This is a genomic window from Edaphosphingomonas fennica (assembly GCF_003034225.1).
Lineage (GTDB): Bacteria > Pseudomonadota > Alphaproteobacteria > Sphingomonadales > Sphingomonadaceae > Sphingomonas_E > Sphingomonas_E fennica.
In genome coordinates this window covers 24,722-40,033 of sequence record NZ_PHHF01000025.1, presented here as the reverse complement: position 1 = coordinate 40,033, position 15,312 = coordinate 24,722, and the positions used below count along the sequence as shown (strand labels likewise).

10 protein-coding genes are annotated in these 15,312 nt (G+C 62.8%); 2 read left to right on the top strand and 8 right to left on the bottom strand.

The annotated features are described in order from the left end of the window. The first annotated feature begins 67 nt into the window (after positions 1-67). Both CV103_RS22350 and CV103_RS05970 read left to right on the top strand, forming a co-directional pair. A complete protein-coding gene (locus CV103_RS22350; protein ID WP_170112567.1) occupies positions 68-235 on the top strand; it encodes a hypothetical protein in 168 nt (55 codons plus the stop codon). Continuing rightward, positions 232-1,275 carry a nucleotidyl transferase AbiEii/AbiGii toxin family protein gene (locus CV103_RS05970; RefSeq protein ID WP_107394302.1) on the top strand — a complete coding sequence of 348 codons (1,044 nt, stop codon included), beginning with the start codon at positions 232-234 and terminating at the stop codon, positions 1,273-1,275. The genes CV103_RS22350 and CV103_RS05970 overlap by 4 nt, the downstream gene beginning before the upstream one ends. 32 nt (positions 1,276-1,307) lie before the next feature. On the opposite strand, the gene brxL is transcribed toward CV103_RS05970, so the two are convergent. The 8 genes from brxL to CV103_RS05930 all read right to left on the bottom strand — a co-directional run bounded on the left by brxL (position 1,308) and on the right by CV103_RS05930 (position 15,260). Further along, positions 1,308-3,356 (bottom strand): protease Lon-related BREX system protein BrxL, encoded by a 2,049-nt coding sequence (gene brxL / locus CV103_RS05965; protein WP_207211485.1) that lies wholly within the window; start codon positions 3,354-3,356, stop codon positions 1,308-1,310. Position 3,357: 1 nt separating this feature from the next. Next, positions 3,358-5,640, bottom strand: coding sequence for a BREX-1 system phosphatase PglZ type B (pglZ, locus tag CV103_RS05960; RefSeq protein WP_107394301.1), 2,283 nt, complete (start codon positions 5,638-5,640; stop codon positions 3,358-3,360). Next, on the bottom strand, positions 5,637-6,095 hold the full coding sequence (locus CV103_RS05955) for a hypothetical protein (protein ID WP_107394300.1): 459 nt from the start codon (positions 6,093-6,095) through the stop codon (positions 5,637-5,639). The genes pglZ and CV103_RS05955 overlap by 4 nt, the downstream gene beginning before the upstream one ends. After that, a complete protein-coding gene (locus tag CV103_RS05950) occupies positions 6,092-9,430 on the bottom strand; it encodes a BREX-1 system adenine-specific DNA-methyltransferase PglX (protein ID WP_107394299.1) in 3,339 nt (1,112 codons plus the stop codon). Before CV103_RS05950 ends, CV103_RS05955 begins: the two co-directional genes overlap by 4 nt. 4 nt (positions 9,431-9,434) lie before the next feature. Then, positions 9,435-12,857 carry a BREX system P-loop protein BrxC gene (brxC, locus tag CV103_RS05945; protein WP_107394298.1) on the bottom strand — a complete coding sequence of 1,141 codons (3,423 nt, stop codon included), beginning with the start codon at positions 12,855-12,857 and terminating at the stop codon, positions 9,435-9,437. Between the two features lie 11 nt (positions 12,858-12,868). Beyond that, positions 12,869-13,414, bottom strand: coding sequence for a DUF1788 domain-containing protein (locus tag CV103_RS05940; protein WP_107394297.1), 546 nt, complete (start codon positions 13,412-13,414; stop codon positions 12,869-12,871). Further along, the gene (locus tag CV103_RS05935; protein WP_129609359.1) at positions 13,401-14,243 is read right to left on the bottom strand and encodes a hypothetical protein; all 843 of its coding nucleotides are present in this window, start codon (positions 14,241-14,243) and stop codon (positions 13,401-13,403) included. Before CV103_RS05935 ends, CV103_RS05940 begins: the two co-directional genes overlap by 14 nt. 135 nt (positions 14,244-14,378) lie before the next feature. Continuing rightward, entirely contained in the window at positions 14,379-15,260 is an 882-nt protein-coding gene (locus CV103_RS05930; protein ID WP_107394295.1) for a BrxR family helix-turn-helix transcriptional regulator, read from the bottom strand. Positions 15,261-15,312: the final 52 nt, after the last annotated feature.

Genomic DNA, 15,312 nt, shown 5'->3' with positions numbered 1-15,312 from the left:
CCCTACGATCAGACCAGACAACCGATCCTACCGGCCATCATAGTCGCCGCTCAACCGGCCATCGTAGTTGTCGCCGCGCATCCGGACCGCGCTGCGCCGCCTTTTTGCCGACCCGAAGCACGGGCAGCCTATCCGCGACGATCTGCGCGCCGGACTATCGGCGCTGCCGATCTGGATGCAGGAGTTCCTGCGAGGCCTGCTCAGCGCAACCGATGCGGACGAGGGCCAGCCATGACCGACGCCGCGTACAGGCAGGTCATCGCCGCGTCGCCGGGTGACCGGCTCGATCTGTTTCTCACCACCGCCAATCGGCTCGGCACGCCGGTCGGCAATGTGGAGAAGGATTTCTGGGTCTGCTGGACGCTGAATGCGCTCTATCACGAGCGACCTGCTGGGGGACCTCGCCTCCTATTCAAGGGCGGCACATCGCTGTCGAAAGCCTATGGCCTGATCGAGCGCTTTTCCGAGGACATCGACGTCACCGTCTTCCGCGACGACCTCAATGAGGCCGCTTCGGTCGAGGAACTGGAGGCTCTGTCGAACAAGAAACGTCGCGCCAGGCTCGATGCTATCCGGGACGCGTGCCGTGCCTATATCACAGGCCCGCTCCACGAACTTCTTAGCGCGCGGCTCGCCGAGGCAACCAATGGCGCCGGGCGCGTCGAGATCGACGAAGCCGATCCAGACGGACAGACATTGCTCGTCTGGTATCCCGAAGTCGAGCCGCGCGACGGCACCTATGTGCGACCGGCCGTGCGCATCGAATCCGGCGCAAAGTCAGCGCTCGATCCCAACCGTCCCACTACGATTCGACCCTATGTCAGCGAGGAGGCTGATGGACTCGACCTAACCGTCGCCGGCGTCACCACGATCGAAGCCACCCGCACCTTCTGGGACAAGGTGGTGATTGCCCATGGCTTGCGCCGCTGGTACGAACGGCGCGGTGTTCTCCGGCAGGAAGGCCAGCGCGTGTCGCGACACTATTACGACCTCCACTGCCTGCTTGGCTCGGAGGTCGGAAAAGCGGCGCTTGCAGATCGCGATCTTGGCGCAGACTGCGTGCGCCACGCGCGCATGTTCTTCGACCGCCCCGACTATGATCTGGCCTCCGCCACCCCGGGCTCATTCGCTATCGCACCTATCAACGGAATGGTCGAGGCGCTCAGTCGCGACTATGCAAACACCACGGCCATGATCTTTGGGGTCGCTCCTGGATTCGCGCAGATATCGGCTTCCGCCTTCCAAATTGAGCGGGTCATAAACAGCCGCGTTTAGTCAAACCGATTGCACTACAACCTGCGAAGATATCAGTCATGCAGTGCTTTGCGCAGGGCATCCGGCGCGTCGGCGTAGAAGAGAACTTGAACCTTGGTGGCTACATCGTCCGACAAGTCGATCAAGGCCCTGCGACTGGATACGGGCACGAGGACGGCGTTGGCGCCTTTCTCCATTGCGAGCTCGATTACGTCGATCGGGTTGTGGATCGGTTCGATAGAGCCGCCCAGGGTAATTCCGCCGGCGATGACCAAGCCACCCTTCAAGGGCTTGCCGAGCAAGGCGGAGCAAAGCCCGACGAGGACGCCGACACCAAGTTGCTCGCCGCTCTTCGCGGCGTCGAAGGATCGAAGCTGGAGAGCAAATTCGTGCTCGCGTGGATTGCGCTCGCCGACGAGTTCCCGTGACCTTGCATAGAGGTTCTGCTCCGCGATGCGCGCGCTTTCCCGGAACGGGCCGGGGGGAGACTGGTTCAGGATGCGAACGCCACCGCCGGGGCTTTCGGTCACTTCGATACGGAACAATCCCGTACTTTCATCCTGGCCGCCCGGGCTGATCGCCCAGACCTGGCCGGCAGGTAGAGGGTCGGAGCCGATGCTGTCCTCACTCTGCAACTCCGGAGTCGAGACGAACTTCTCCACCCCGTCCAAGCCGATCACGTAGCTGAATTGCGTGTTGCGAAACTCGGCCGAGCCGATGCGCTTCTGCTGCTCCTTCACGCGACGGCGAACTTCCAGGGCGAGACGTACTGCCCATTCCAAATCGTCGTCCGGCACGGCGACGGTCGGATCGGGATAGAGAAGCTTCAACAGGCCGGAGACGGTCTTATTGACCGCATTCTGATCGCGGCCGGAAAGGGCGCCGCCGAAATGCACGCGCCCCTGGAGCACGTTGACGCGGCTTTGCGAGCGAAGGCCCGAGAAGCACTCCGCGAGAACATCGCTGACGAGGCCGAAGCGGTCGGTGAACAGCTCCTTGCTTATCTTGGGCACGTCCCATCCCGGCAGGTAGCAGTGGATGCGGTCCATGAAGGCCGTGTCGTTCCGCATCTCCGGCGGCATAGGTCCGAACAGGTGCCCCACCCGCTGCTGGTGCTGCACGTCCACATCGAAATTGCCGACCATGACGATACTGCCTTCGGCGCGGATGCTCTCCCGGCCGCGTGAAAACTCGCCCGACTCCATGTAGCCCTTCATGATGTTGACGCCGTCCTTCTGATCGAAGGAAATGCCCGACACCTCATCGAAGCAGACGACGTCGTACTGGCAGACAAGGCCGCGCTGCCCATTCGCCATGTTAACGAACATGCGCGCGACCGTGGCCTTTCCGCCGGAAACGAGGTGCGCATAAGGAGAGACCTGTTGGAAGAGATGGCTCTTGCCTGTGCCGCGCGGGCCGAGTTCGATGAGATTGTAGTTCCGCTCCACGAACGGGATCATGCGGAGCAGCGTCGCGTCTTGGGCGCGGGTGCTCAGAGCAGCGGGCTCTAGGCCGATGCTACGCAGGAGGAAGTCCTTCCACTCGCGTGTGGTCAGTTGGCCGCGGCCAGCGGCGATCTTCTCCAGAATGTCGCGTGTCGATAGCTGAATTTCACGGAGGCTGAGGACTTCAAACGGCCTGCCGCCCTTCTCTTGCGCGATACTCGCGTCGTAGCCGAGTTCGATCTCGGCATAGAAGCCGCCCGTCAGCATCCGCTCATGATCCAGGACGATCTTGTCCGAGATGCGCACGTCGTTCAGGCGGAGGCTAGGCAGCGTTGCCAGATAGCTGTCGGTCTTGGCGTCGAGCCGGGCAGTGATGATGTCGATGATGCGGACGGAGCCGCGGTCGCGCGCCTTAGACTTGAATAGCTCCTCTTCGCCCGCGCGCACCGTCCGGTCGGAGAGTTGCGACTGCACCATCTGGAGACCTTCCTCGATCTCCTCGGGCACGGTGCTGGCGCAGTAGCGGCCGAGCATGAACTCGACAACATAGGTCGGCACGGGGAACTGGCCGCGAAAACGGCGCACCAGATCCTTGCGTACGATGTGGCCCGGGAAGGCTTCCGCCGCCTTGCGATCAAGGTCGTCGAGTTCGATCACGTCAATCCTCCCCGACCGTCAGTGTACGGTGGGCCAATACCCGACCGTCATCATCCAGCACGACAAGGCATGCGGCTTCACGCTCGTGTTCGTCGCTGACCAGGAAGGACGTGCGGCCGCGCTCGTCCAAGACCCGGCCGCCCTTGATCAGGCTCGGTCCGCTGGTCTCCGAACCGAGGCGCAGATCGATGCGGAGGTCGGCACCGCCGGTGACTTCGACGCGCAGGCGCAGTCCCTCCCATCTGGTTTGCCCAACATTGACTGCCCGCTTTGCGCCATCGCTCGCCACCTCCAGGACGGGCAGGATGCATTCCTGCGGGCTGACGCCGCCATGCGCGTACTCATAGCCCGCATAAAAGGACCGCGCCCCTGTCGCCGTCGCTACCGAGACCTCGGGGTTCCAGGTCCACGGAACCTGGAGATAGGACGTTTGCGCCTTCGCTTTAACCAAGGCGCAGCGTGTTCGCTTGCCGTTGGGCTCCACCAGACCGACATCAAGTGCCGCGTGGGGTAATCCGTCCGGCATCAGCAGCCAGCCATGGTCGGTGACGATGCGAAGGCTCCGCCCGGACCGCACCAACTGAAGGATGCGGTCGGCCGCATCGCGGATGCCGGCCGAGAGCCGCTCGGCAAGGCGCGCACCCAGCGCGTGCCCTTCTTCGTCGAAGCGCCCTGTCTCCGCCCAGAGCTTCACGTCGGGAAGGAGGGCGTTACCTGTCTCCCAGCCATCCGCTTCCATCAGCTTGAAGAGCACGGGTTTCGTTGCCGGCTTGCCCTCCGGGGAGAGCGGCAGAACGTCGGATGTGGTAGGCGGACCGTTGAGCAGGGACGCCACTGGTGAGACCATCGGCTTGCACGTCGCGGTCACGGTCGGAAACCCGGACCACATCCAGCCCAGCGAAACCTTCACGCCCTCGGCTTCGAGGCGGCGGACGAGCTCGCGGGCAAGGTCCATGCGCAAACCGTCCACGAACAAGATCGTAGTGGCGTCAGGACCAGGCTCGGACGGAGCGGCGAGCTTCACTTTGCCGACCCGGATCAGCTCCTGGAGCGCGACTGCTCCCTGTTCCATCCAGGGCAGATAGACCGCACGCAGTGCGGCGGCTATGGCCTCACGGTCGAGCTCGCGCGGCGCCGCTGCGAGCGCGCGCATCGCGGCCCAATCCACATCGGCGCCTGCCGCGACATAGGCTTCGGCCAATGCGTTGCCCTCATGGCCCGGCAGAGGCCTGGCTGCCGCGACCTTCACGAGGAAGGAGAGGGCCTGCGCCAGGGGCGCTTCGCCGCGCCGCGCCCAGACCGTCTCTCGCCGCCAGGCATGTTCTTCGTCGAGCCCGGCAAGCTGCTTCCTCGCGGCTTCTGGCGATAGGTCGGCAAGCGACAGAAGCGCTTCCCTCAGCTTCTTCTCGTCCTGAGCATTCAGGCGCGGATAGGAATCCCGGTTCTCAGAACGGTCGAACAGCGTTCCCGGCTCTTCGAGACCGAGATAGGTGACGACGTTCTCGAACCCGGTAGAGGCGGCGAAGCGCGCCCACACCTCCGCCCACCGCCCTGCGCGCTTGGCTAGACGCCGCACGGCATCTTGCGGGGACAGCTTGCGCGGATCAAACTTCAATTGTTTTTCGGCAATGTTGGCGAAGGCCGCGAAACGCGCCGGATCGCCCATCTCGGTGAAGGCGCCGTCGATCCAGTCGAGCATGTCGGCGGCGAGGTCAGGGGCAAGCAGGGCGTTGAGCTGGTCTGCGCTCCAGCGTTGGCCGCGCAGCTCCTCGACGGGGCGAGTGCAAAAGCGCAGCGCCGCGTGCGAGAGCGCTGCACGGGTCGCGTTGTCGTCGGCAATGCTGAGTTTCAGCGGTCCACGTTCGGAGGTGAGGAATCCACGCAAAGTCCAGTCCTTGCCGTTGACATGCCCGAACACGGTGCCTGCCACCGTGAACCAGACCAGCGGCTGTAGGAGAGGCGGGCAGTCGTCGGCGCCCTTCAGCGTCTCGCGGGCGACGCCGGGCAGATAAAGAATCGCCGTGGTACCCTCGGGAATATTGACGGCGGGAACGGCCCCGGCAACGGCAGCTCGCAGCCAGACCGCCGGTCCCGTCCGTGTCCCCGAATCGAACTCGCCGTAAGTCAGCAGCTCCGGAAGCCGCTCTCGCAGCGTGGGCAGAAGTGGCTCGAACTCCCGGTTCGCGTCGCACCACACCACCGCCTCCGGCGGCGCCTCGGCCGCCGCGTTGTAGCTCGCGGCGTCATGCAAGGCGGTGACGAGGGCATCGAGAGGCGTCGTCATGCGGCGGCAACCTCGAACTGGCGTGCGACATCCTCAGGACCATGCGCTACCAGCGCCAAGAGGATGCGGTCGCATTGGGAGATCAGCTCGGGATCGCGATTGGGGCGGAACGGGATTTTTCCACCATGGAAGAGGTTGTTTCGCACGGTCTTGACACAGTCGATCACGAATGCCCAATCGTCCCGCGGCTCTATTGGCCTCCATTCGTGCCGGTCCGTTTGCTTGTTGGGCGGAGAGTCCCATAGATACTGGTGCGCGGCCTTCAAACCGTCGGGAAGAGGCTGCCCTCTCATCGCCTCTTTGAAGGCGCGCCAGGATGGCTGATAGGCGCCGTATTGGATCGCCCCGAAGCCTCCGGCCTTCATGGCGAACTCCAAACGGGCAAAGTTCAGGAAGTACCCTAGCAGCAGGTTTCTTAGCGCCTCGTCTTGGGGCCAGCCCTCCCACCGATTCATTTCGCCGCCTCCACCCGTTTCGTTGCGGCCTCACGCGCGGCGCGCTTCTCGGCCAGTGTGGTGTGATGGTCGTTGCGGCGCTCACCGTTGAACACGTCGTACCAGGGGGCTGAGGGGACATCCTTTCCGCGATCCTTGTCCTTCAGGATCTTCGATAGGTCATGGGTCAAAACGCCCGCGATGATGAAGGGGCGGATATTCTGGCGCACACCATCGTCTAGGTCGGGGTCCCAGCCGAGCGGCTGCTGGGCGAGCGATTTCCAGCGCACGAAGATGTCGTAGGGCTTCTCGCCCTCCAGAATCTTCTCCAGCTTCTGTTGCAGCTCTCGTCCCTTCTCGTAGCGGAGCTGGTTGCCCTCCGCCTGGGCGCGTGCCAGCCAGTCGCCGAGCATGGTGTAGGTCAGCTTGCGCAGGGCGGCCTGGTCGAAGCGGTTGTAGTGGACGAAGACCGAAAAGCCGTCCTTCAGCCCGTCCCAGATGTGCCAAAGGAAGGGGCGCTGGCCGAACAGGGCACAGTGTTGGCGGAAGGCGCGGTCGCGCAGCCAGGCTTCGAGCGAGCCGTCACGGGCCTGCTTCTTGTCCAAAACCTCGTCTCCTTCTGCGACCAGGCGGCGCTCCAGAGCGTCGGACCAGTCGGTGCCGAATACGGCGGCGAGATAGGCGCGCAGACGGTCTGCCAACGGCTTCTCGCCGGCGACGGCCGGGACGCCAAGCAGGCCGTCATTGTCGCCAGCCGGGAGTTCTGCAGCTTTCGCGATCCACGCTCGCGCCTCGTCGGATAGGCGCATGTCGGGATCAGCTTCTGCGGGCCAGCGGTAACCGCCGAGACGCGCGAGCGCAGTAAGAAGCGTTGTGCCATGCTCTGCAGGCTTCGGATGCCCGTGAAAGATCCACTGTGTAGGATCGTTTGAAATGGGTTTGGGAAGCCCATTGGAATGGCGGTCAGAGGCCACCTTCTGCCAATGCTTTATATCAAACGGTACTTTTGCTAGCACAGCATTGTTTGCTTTCATGCTGGGCTCTATTCTTCTCACTAGCTTTTCGTACTCCGGTGATGCGCAGAACTCCCAAATCGCACTTGCATGTTTTGGGTCAATTGCGACGAGAGCTGAGACATTGCTGTCAAAAGCTTCGCCAAGATAAATCGAAGCTTGCAAGCTACTCATTTGGCTCACCACGCATCCAGCGCGACCGTGAGCCCCCAATCCTTGCAATCGCGCTATATGGCGCCCGCCATTGCTGAGATCGACTACTCCGTCGAGACCGCCAAACGATTTTGTTCTTTCAACAGTTGTCTGAATAAAGCGCCATTTGTCAGATGGAAGAAGGGGCTCCCAAAACACGCGACGATATCGTGGATCATCTCCCGTCTTTATTCCCTGGTAACTCTGCGCAAATGTCTCTAACAATCGGCCACTATTGAACTCTCCCAGGATAATTCTCGCATCTGGGTTCTTGATTTGCTGGGACTGTTTGAGCTCGGATGTTCGGCCGAGCTTCAGATTGATTTGTTTTTCTGTAGCGCTCTCCTCGTTGTTGCAGTCAATTCCAATAAAAACAGCATCAGATGTGGGGTTGTGATTCGAAATTGATACAAGAACTGTGTTAACGACTTCGCCAGAAATCGTCTCGAACGCTTTCGATCCCAGAGCGCACATGAAATCGAGTTTTTGTTGATCAAGTATCTGTATGCGGAAAAGTTGATAACTGCCTAGGAACGTCCAACTTTGTGGCGTCACCGCGCAGTACGTTCCGCCTTTGGACGCGAGTCCTCGCATGCGAGCGATCATTGCCGAAGCCAAATCGGCTTTTGCCGCTTCGAAGCGGCGCGAGATGTAGTCCGCTAACGCTTGGTCCTGTTTACCGCGACCAAGATAGGGGACATTTGTCGACTGAAGAACGTATGTACGATGCAGTAGCGCGGCGGCGTCAGCCATACCCCGAGCTGCAACGACGCCCTCAACCTGCTCAGGCTCAGCTTTTCGTGCCTTTGCCAGCAACGGTGTGAGAAGCCGCTCTATCATCCGCAGCTTCTCTGCTTCAAAGAGATCGCCGCCGGCAGGCTCTAGGAGGGTTCCGAGCACCGGCGCTTGAGCGAATAGGTCGTGGAGTGCCGCTAGAGCATATTCAAGTTCCGCATCACCGTCTGCAAGCGCAACGAAATCCCGCTTCGGCAGCGGTGGCGGAGCCCCGACCCACGCAATGTGTGGCAACGGTAGAGTCTGCCATCCGCCAATGCGCCAAGCTGTAAGCGCCACAGCGAAGGCCGCGATCTGCACGCACCGCCCGTCGATCTCCAGCCCATGAAGATTGTCGCGCAACACGGTAGCGATGGCATCGGCGGGCGACAGATGCTCCTCGGCCTGCCTGAGCGCCGCGAGGATCGCCAGCGCCTCGGTCAGGAAATGCCCGGACCCACAGCAAGGGTCGAGCATTGTGATCGCCTTGGCCTCCTTCGGCCAGCCTGGGTAGGTGCCCGCCGCCGGCCGCCAAGGACCATCGTCGCCCTCACGCACGAAGCGCAGCATCTCGAAATTGTAGTCGGGCAGCGAACACGCCGCGCGCAGTTCGATCTCGTCGGCCGCGGTCTGCGCAAGCGCCGGATCGGCCGCAAGCACCTTGCCCGCCCACCAGGCGCCTAGTGTGTTGTGCAGGAGGAAGCGCACCATGTAGGGCTCGGTGAAGAGCTGCGTGACAGCCGGGAGCTCGTCTGCCCCGATCTTCACCCCCGACTTGTTGACCGTGTCCTTCTCCGCCGCACGCCAGAACTGATAGGTCCAGCCGAGGCTGTCCTCAGCCTCAAAAACGGACGCATCGAGGTCCGTCACCAGCCGATTGAGGGCCTGCGTGTGGACCGGGTCGAACTCGACAGCAAGCACCGGGTCGTCCAGCCGGAACACGCCGGGCAGCATGGCGGCCGCATAGCGTTCCGCCACCGCCCAACCATCGGGCAGCCCTTCTTCCTCGGCAAGTTCGCGGCAATCCGCGAGGGTCACCGGGACGTCATGCTGGGGATGGCGCAGCAGGTCCCGCTCGGCCAGGAACCGCGCGAACAGCATGCGGTGCCAATGAGCATAGGCCGTCGCCTCGACCAGGCGCTTGGTCTCTTGTGTTTCGGCCGCGCGGTCAAAGCCATTGCCGAGAGCGCGGGCGTGCGCTCGCAGCCGCCGACGCAGATCCTTCTCCGCATCGTTCAGGTAGGGGGGCGCCTTGCCGTCGGCGACGCCTAGCCGCTGGATTGCATCGCGCGCACCTTCCTCGGCTACGTCGCGTGCCTGCCGCACGGCCTTTTCCAGCGCGCGGCGGAGGGGGGTGGGGAGGTAGCGGTCGCTCATCTCGTCACACCTTCGGGATCACGGGACCGTCGCCCAGCGCCTTGGCGATCCGCTCGCGGACCCTGGCGAGCCAGTCGTCGAGTTCCGCCTCGCTCTTCAGTAGCGCGCCCGGCAGGTTCACGGCGCGCGCCTTGGGCTCCAGCAACGCGGCGGCGGCGGCCAGCGCATCTTCGATGCGCGCCGGCAGCGCCTTCACCATGTTCTCCCATTCCGACAGTCCACGCTGCGACAGCGCCTCAGCGATCGCCCGTGGCGTGTCTACGGTCGGCTTGGTCACCATCAGCAGCCCGCATTCCTGGCGGATGCTATGCTTCTGTTCCGGCGACAGCTTCGCCCAGGTTGGGTCGTCGGCGAGCCGCTGCTCACCTTTCTGCCATGCCGCCTCCCAGGCCGCATAGGCGGCGTTGAGCTTCGCCCGCAACGTCTCCGCCGCCGCCGAGATCAGGGGCGGGACCGGATCGGGGTCCGCGAGCAACCGCCGTCCGTCCCGCAGGTCGTCGAGATCACCCTGTTGTTCCGTGGCGCCCAGGGCGACCAGACGTTCCGCCAGGCGCCAGTTGGGCAACCGGTCGCCGATCTTCTGGGCGGCCGCCTTCCATGCCTTCAGCTTGTCGCGCAACGTTGCCGCGTCCGCCGCGAGGGCGGCAAGGAGGTCATTGCCGGAGAGCCCCTTGTAGGAGGCAATGTTCGGCACCGTCTCCGGCTCCGGCGCGGGCGGCTCGCCACCGGACTGTCGGGCGGCCGTTTCGAGGCGTTCGAGAAGCGCCGTCAGCACCAAGTGTTCCTGGTTGTTCTCGAACGCGATGCCCGCGTCGGTCAGCAGGCCACGTACCGGCATACGTTGCGCGATGGTGATGATCGTCGTCTCGCCGCGGAAAGTGCAGGTGCCGAGCTTCTGGCGCGGCAGATCGGGAAGCGAAGCGGGCTTCCCATCGTCACCGGTGACGCGGACCAGCCCCGCGTTGGCCAGGACGATGAGCGCACCGTCGACGGTGTCCTGCGACCAGCCATAGGGCGGGCTGGTGAACTTCGAGCGCAGGTCCGAGCCTTTCCGGCCGGGGCCGAGCTCGGCCAGCAGCGCCTTGCACACGGGGTGGTTTTCCGGCGCGCCGGCGTGATCCACCGCCTTCATGGCGTCCGGGTCCTTGCGCATCGCCCGGTCGCGCACCTTGTCCCAGCCGGGGTGATCGCCGTCGGCAAACTGCGGGTAAAGGCGGGCAAGCGCGTTGGTCGCCCCTTCCTTCACCGCCTCGCCCGGCGCGCCGGCAATCAGCTTGCCGCCCGCCTGATAGACACGGGCCTGCGCCACCGCTTCGCGGACAATTTCCTTGGCGACGGCCTGCGCCTTGTTCGCACGGGATTGCATGGCGGATTGGGCCTCGCGCCCAGCGTCGGTCTGCGGCACCCCGCGCACTTGCAGGACGTGCTCAGCGGCGCGCCAAGTCGTGAGCGCCGTCGTTAGTTCGTTGTCGCGTGTCGGATGACGCGGGATAAGCAGATGAACGGAAGGATCCGATGTCGATGCCGCCGCGATGTCTTTCTCCACCGTCGTCAGGTCTTCGTTCCACCCGCTCCTCAGCCGCAATGGGATGCCATCTGCCGGAGCCTTGTCGTCGGGACGCAGTCGGTGGATGCGCCGTTGCTGACGGCTGGAGCCGTGCGTCACGCCAGCGGCGCCTGCCAAGGCGGTCTCGATCGCCTCCTCGAGCAGCTCGCGTCGTGACCGGGTGAGTCCCGACTGATCGGCCAGAATGGCCTTCTCTTCGCTGCGATACGCGGATTCCCATTCCGCGCTCTCTTTCGTCTGCAAGCGCCATTCACCGCCGACCTCGATCACCGCCCCGTCGGCTTGAAGTTCATGCAACAAGTCGGGCACTTTGCGGCGCAGTTCGTCTTCTCCGGCGAGGTCGACGATCAGAAGGTCGGCGATGGTCTCCGCTTTCGCACGGACGCCATGGTGGTCCGCCTCCGGCGCGATGCGGCCGAGCATGTAGACCAGCATGAGGATGCGCGCCTTTAGCTGATCCTTGTCCGGTCCACTGCGCAGGGATTCAATGCGATTCCGCGTCTCGCCCGGCAAAAGCCCGGCGTTGTACGCCTCGGTCGAGAACCGTCCGTAGAGGAAGTCGACCGGCACCGCGTGACCGAGCGGCTTATCGCCATAGGTGCGCGCCGCGTCGAGCGTGGTCCGCAGTTGCCCCCGCAGCGTTCCGCCAAGACCGGTGCGGTCGAGTTCGCGCAGGATGCGCTCCCAGACCCGACGACGAGAAGGAAGCAGCGGCCAGTCGAGCACTGCGTCGTCGTCGTCCTGCACCGTGTGCGCCAGACGGCTGCCGCGCAGGTGCCGGCTGATCTCGCCCGCATTAGCGTTCAGCATGCCGCGAATGGGCTTTTCGGCGCCCGTTTTCTTTCGCAGGACGGTTTTTCGGATGACCGCATCGACATCCGCTTCGCCGAGCGCGATCTGCACCGGGAACCGGTCGAGAAGCTTTTGCAAATCCTGAACGTCGCTCAGAGCCTGTTGACCGGTCGCGACGAGAAGCACGCGGCCGTCGAACCGACCGGCCAGCCGTTCAGCTATCGTCTGAATCTTCAGCGTCAGACCAGGGTCTTGCCGGATGAATTGCTGCACTTCGTCGAGCACGATCAAGGTCAATGGCAACTCGGTTCGACCCAGCATGAGGGCTTGCCGAACCATCGTTTCGAGGAGATCGACGGTGACCGCTGGCGGCTCGGGGAACTGCGAACGGAGCAGTCCGCTTAGGTCCTTTGGCGAGCCCGCGAGATCCGGTTTCTCTTTCAGCACTGCGGCGCCGAAGCGGGGCGACAGAATGAAGTTGCGAATGTCGGTATCAAACGTGCTGCCCAGCGCCTTGCGAACACTGTCCAGTATGCCGAGATCGGCCAGCCAGAACGCGACCTGGGCCGCGCGAAGATCGCTTGGCAACCCAACTGCCCGCAGCACGATGCCAAGCGTGGCCTCGGCCGGATCCGAGGGACCTGTGCCGAGCGTATCGCCCGCTGCCACAACACCGCCCGCCCGCTTCGCCGCGATGCGCAACTCTTTCAACGGTGCTGCCACCTCTGGCGGTAAATGATGGATCAGCCCTTCGGCCGTGGCACCGTCGGGAAACTCCAGGTTCGTCCACAATGCGGCGAGCATGCTCGCAAGGTGGGACTTGCCGGAGCCATAGAACCCGGAAATCCATACCGCCGGCGCGCTGCCGCCTCGGCCAACGGACCCCAGGAATGCCTCCAGGATTCGAGCGAGGCCGTTGGCATAAGCGCCGTCGCATACAAAGGTAGTGAGCTCTCCGCGCAGCGTTTCCAGAGCTTCCGATGCCGGCGGGAACGAAATCTTGGCGACACCCTGATTGGCCAGTCTGTATTCTGCCGGATCGGTATGGAAAGTTTCACGGTTAAGCATGGCGTCGCCCCTCACAATGCGTTGTCAGCCGGGATCGGGATGGCGTGATAATTCCATCCGTCCCGTGCATCGAGCAGACGGTACACGCCGGCGGAGTGTTTGCCGGGGAATCCGACAAGAAGCCGCCCAGAGATGGAGTCCGCGACACGGCTGATCAAAGTCGAGACCCGCGCGACACCGAACAGCGCACCGCAGCCGTCCACGGCCAGGATGTCATTCGCGGTGCAGGAGCGCAGGGCATCCTTCAGTTCGTTAACGAGACTGTTCTCAATTTCAGGCAGGAGCCCTCGGATTTCAGCAGGTTGCTCGACCAGCGCATCGAAGAATTCGTGCTGCCCAATCCAGGAACCGAACCAGCCCGAGAGGGAGACTTGTCGCCAACCGTGCCCGGCCTTGAGCGTCGCATGCTCGAACTCCGCAAGACGACCCGTGAAACGACGTTGGAGCGACTTGTCGTACCAGACGATCCAGACGCGGCCCGCGGGAGGCGCGTCTTCGGCCCAAGGTAGCCTGACTTGCTTGCTGTAGGCGGCGAGGATGTCGTCAAACGTATTCAAGTTCCGGCACCCCCAATGCGGTCGCCATCGGCTGGCGGACGGATATTTCGGTCACATCGCCGGCTGAGCGGACGCGAGCTAGCCCGATAGCTTCGGCTCGCCGCAATGCGTCAAGAGCTTGTTCCGGCGACAGGTCCAGAACCATCATCCAGCCGGAGCTCAGGATAGCCGGCCCGCCGAAGCCGGATGCAGTCGCAATGAGTGCGGCCAAAGCGACTGTCGTTGGAGTGGGCGTCACTCGCTGCCGTAGTTTCTTGACAGCGCCCTTCAGATGCCCACTCTGGGTCCATGACGAGGCACAGTTCTGAGCGAGAGACCGCAGCATCTTTTCGCTGAAGCGTTCGGGAAAGGCTGCGACGAATGCCTCTTCAAACAATGGCCGTTGCAGGCTTTGCCCCACGGAACCTGTCATGACGACAGGTGCTGTCTCCCGCAGCAGCGGGTCACGCGCCAAAGCAACGAGCAATGCCCGCAAGCGGCGGCCCTGAATGTCGCCTTTCCACGTCCTCATGAGCGCCTTCGTCAAAGGCGGCTGATCAACGAGCCCATAGAGCGAGGCCAAATGCCTAAAAGTCAGCCGCCTTGTGTTGCTCGTCGCCTTGCCGATTGCGTTCTCATCGATAGCGGCCGATCGAAACTCTTCCGGCGTCGATGCGCCAGTGCCGATCAGGGCTTCGAGTTCGCGGAACATCATCGTCTTGGATTGATGCGCTCCGCCCCCTGAGAGCTTCATGCCGAACAAGGAAAGCTTAGCGTCTTCGGCACGTGCGCCGCACCAAAGTGTAGTCTTTTGTTCAGTTCGGGTGAGCGATCCGCCATTGCTCGCCATATCAGTCCTAGTTCGAAGCGCGAGCATAATGCAATCCAACCCACACCACGCCCGTATTCACTTCATGGGCAATATTAACAAATATCCCTTTGAACAATCGCCGCCTAAGCTCCTGTTTCAGATTCGAGTCGGGCATCAGACGGCTCCTTCAGCATTTCGCGATTGACCTTCAGCAGACGTCGGCGACGCCAGAAGGACGATCTGTTGGTCTTGTGGGGCACGTGTGCTTGGATCAACATCCAAGCCCAAGCGCTTCAGCGTGTAATAAAGAAGAGCCTTACGAACCCTTACATGCGCTTTCCCGTCACGCATGCCGTAGTCGAGCGCGATAACCTTCTTCTGCGTATCAGAAAGCCCGGGGTGTGGTCCAATCTCCAGCGTGATCTCTTGTTGCCAATCCTTGTCTTCGCTTGCGTCAGCTTCGCAGGGTTTCGAGGCCCGCGTCTCTAAGATGCGAGACAGGAGGAAATCCTTGAAGCTCCGATCGGCACCACAAAACGCGCGAGCATGCCATCGAAAACCGTCAAAACCGAGTGCGTGCGGAGATATCCAGCGCCATCTGGGTTTAGAACTCGACAGCGATTGATACCGGATCTCCACTGCCGCGTGCTGGCGTATCGCCGATAGTACCGACCTCAGCACTTCGGCCCTAATACCCCGAGCAGGGCTTGGGGCGACGCCGAATGACGGAAGATGACCGAGCCATGCATGGGAAGGATCAAGAATGCCGTCAGCGATCGAGCGAAGCTGATTGAGATAGCCATGGGGGTCGGGCTTCAGGAAGCAGGGCGTAAACTTATCGCTGGCGACGTAACGCTTGGCACTCTTATCATAAATGGCATTCTGAGGCGCGCGCTCCTGATAGAGCGTCAGGTCCTTCGACGCCTGGGGCACGGACACGTCGAACATCTCGATGATGTCGGAGCGGTTGACGCCGCCCTCCCAGAACAGCCGGAACTCGATGAACTCGAGCCGGCGCTCCACGCCCCATTTCAACGCCGCGGCGCCTTCCAACATTGCTTTTCGTCTCCGTGCGTCGATGGGGATAAAAAGTATATGGACATACCGA

Excerpts from the sequence above, each read along its gene's own strand:
- CV103_RS05970 (WP_107394302.1), top strand. The coding sequence starts at position 232 with ATGACCGACGCCGCGTACAGGCAGGTCATCGCCGCGTCGCCGGGTGAC.
- pglZ (WP_107394301.1), bottom strand. The coding sequence starts at position 5,640 with ATGACGACGCCTCTCGATGCCCTCGTCACCGCCTTGCATGACGCCGCG.
- CV103_RS05955 (WP_107394300.1), bottom strand. The coding sequence starts at position 6,095 with ATGAATCGGTGGGAGGGCTGGCCCCAAGACGAGGCGCTAAGAAACCTG.
- CV103_RS05950 (WP_107394299.1), bottom strand. The coding sequence starts at position 9,430 with ATGAGCGACCGCTACCTCCCCACCCCCCTCCGCCGCGCGCTGGAAAAG.
- brxC (WP_107394298.1), bottom strand. The coding sequence starts at position 12,857 with ATGCTTAACCGTGAAACTTTCCATACCGATCCGGCAGAATACAGACTG.
- CV103_RS05935 (WP_129609359.1), bottom strand. The coding sequence starts at position 14,243 with ATGGCGAGCAATGGCGGATCGCTCACCCGAACTGAACAAAAGACTACA.
- CV103_RS05930 (WP_107394295.1), bottom strand. The coding sequence starts at position 15,260 with ATGTTGGAAGGCGCCGCGGCGTTGAAATGGGGCGTGGAGCGCCGGCTC.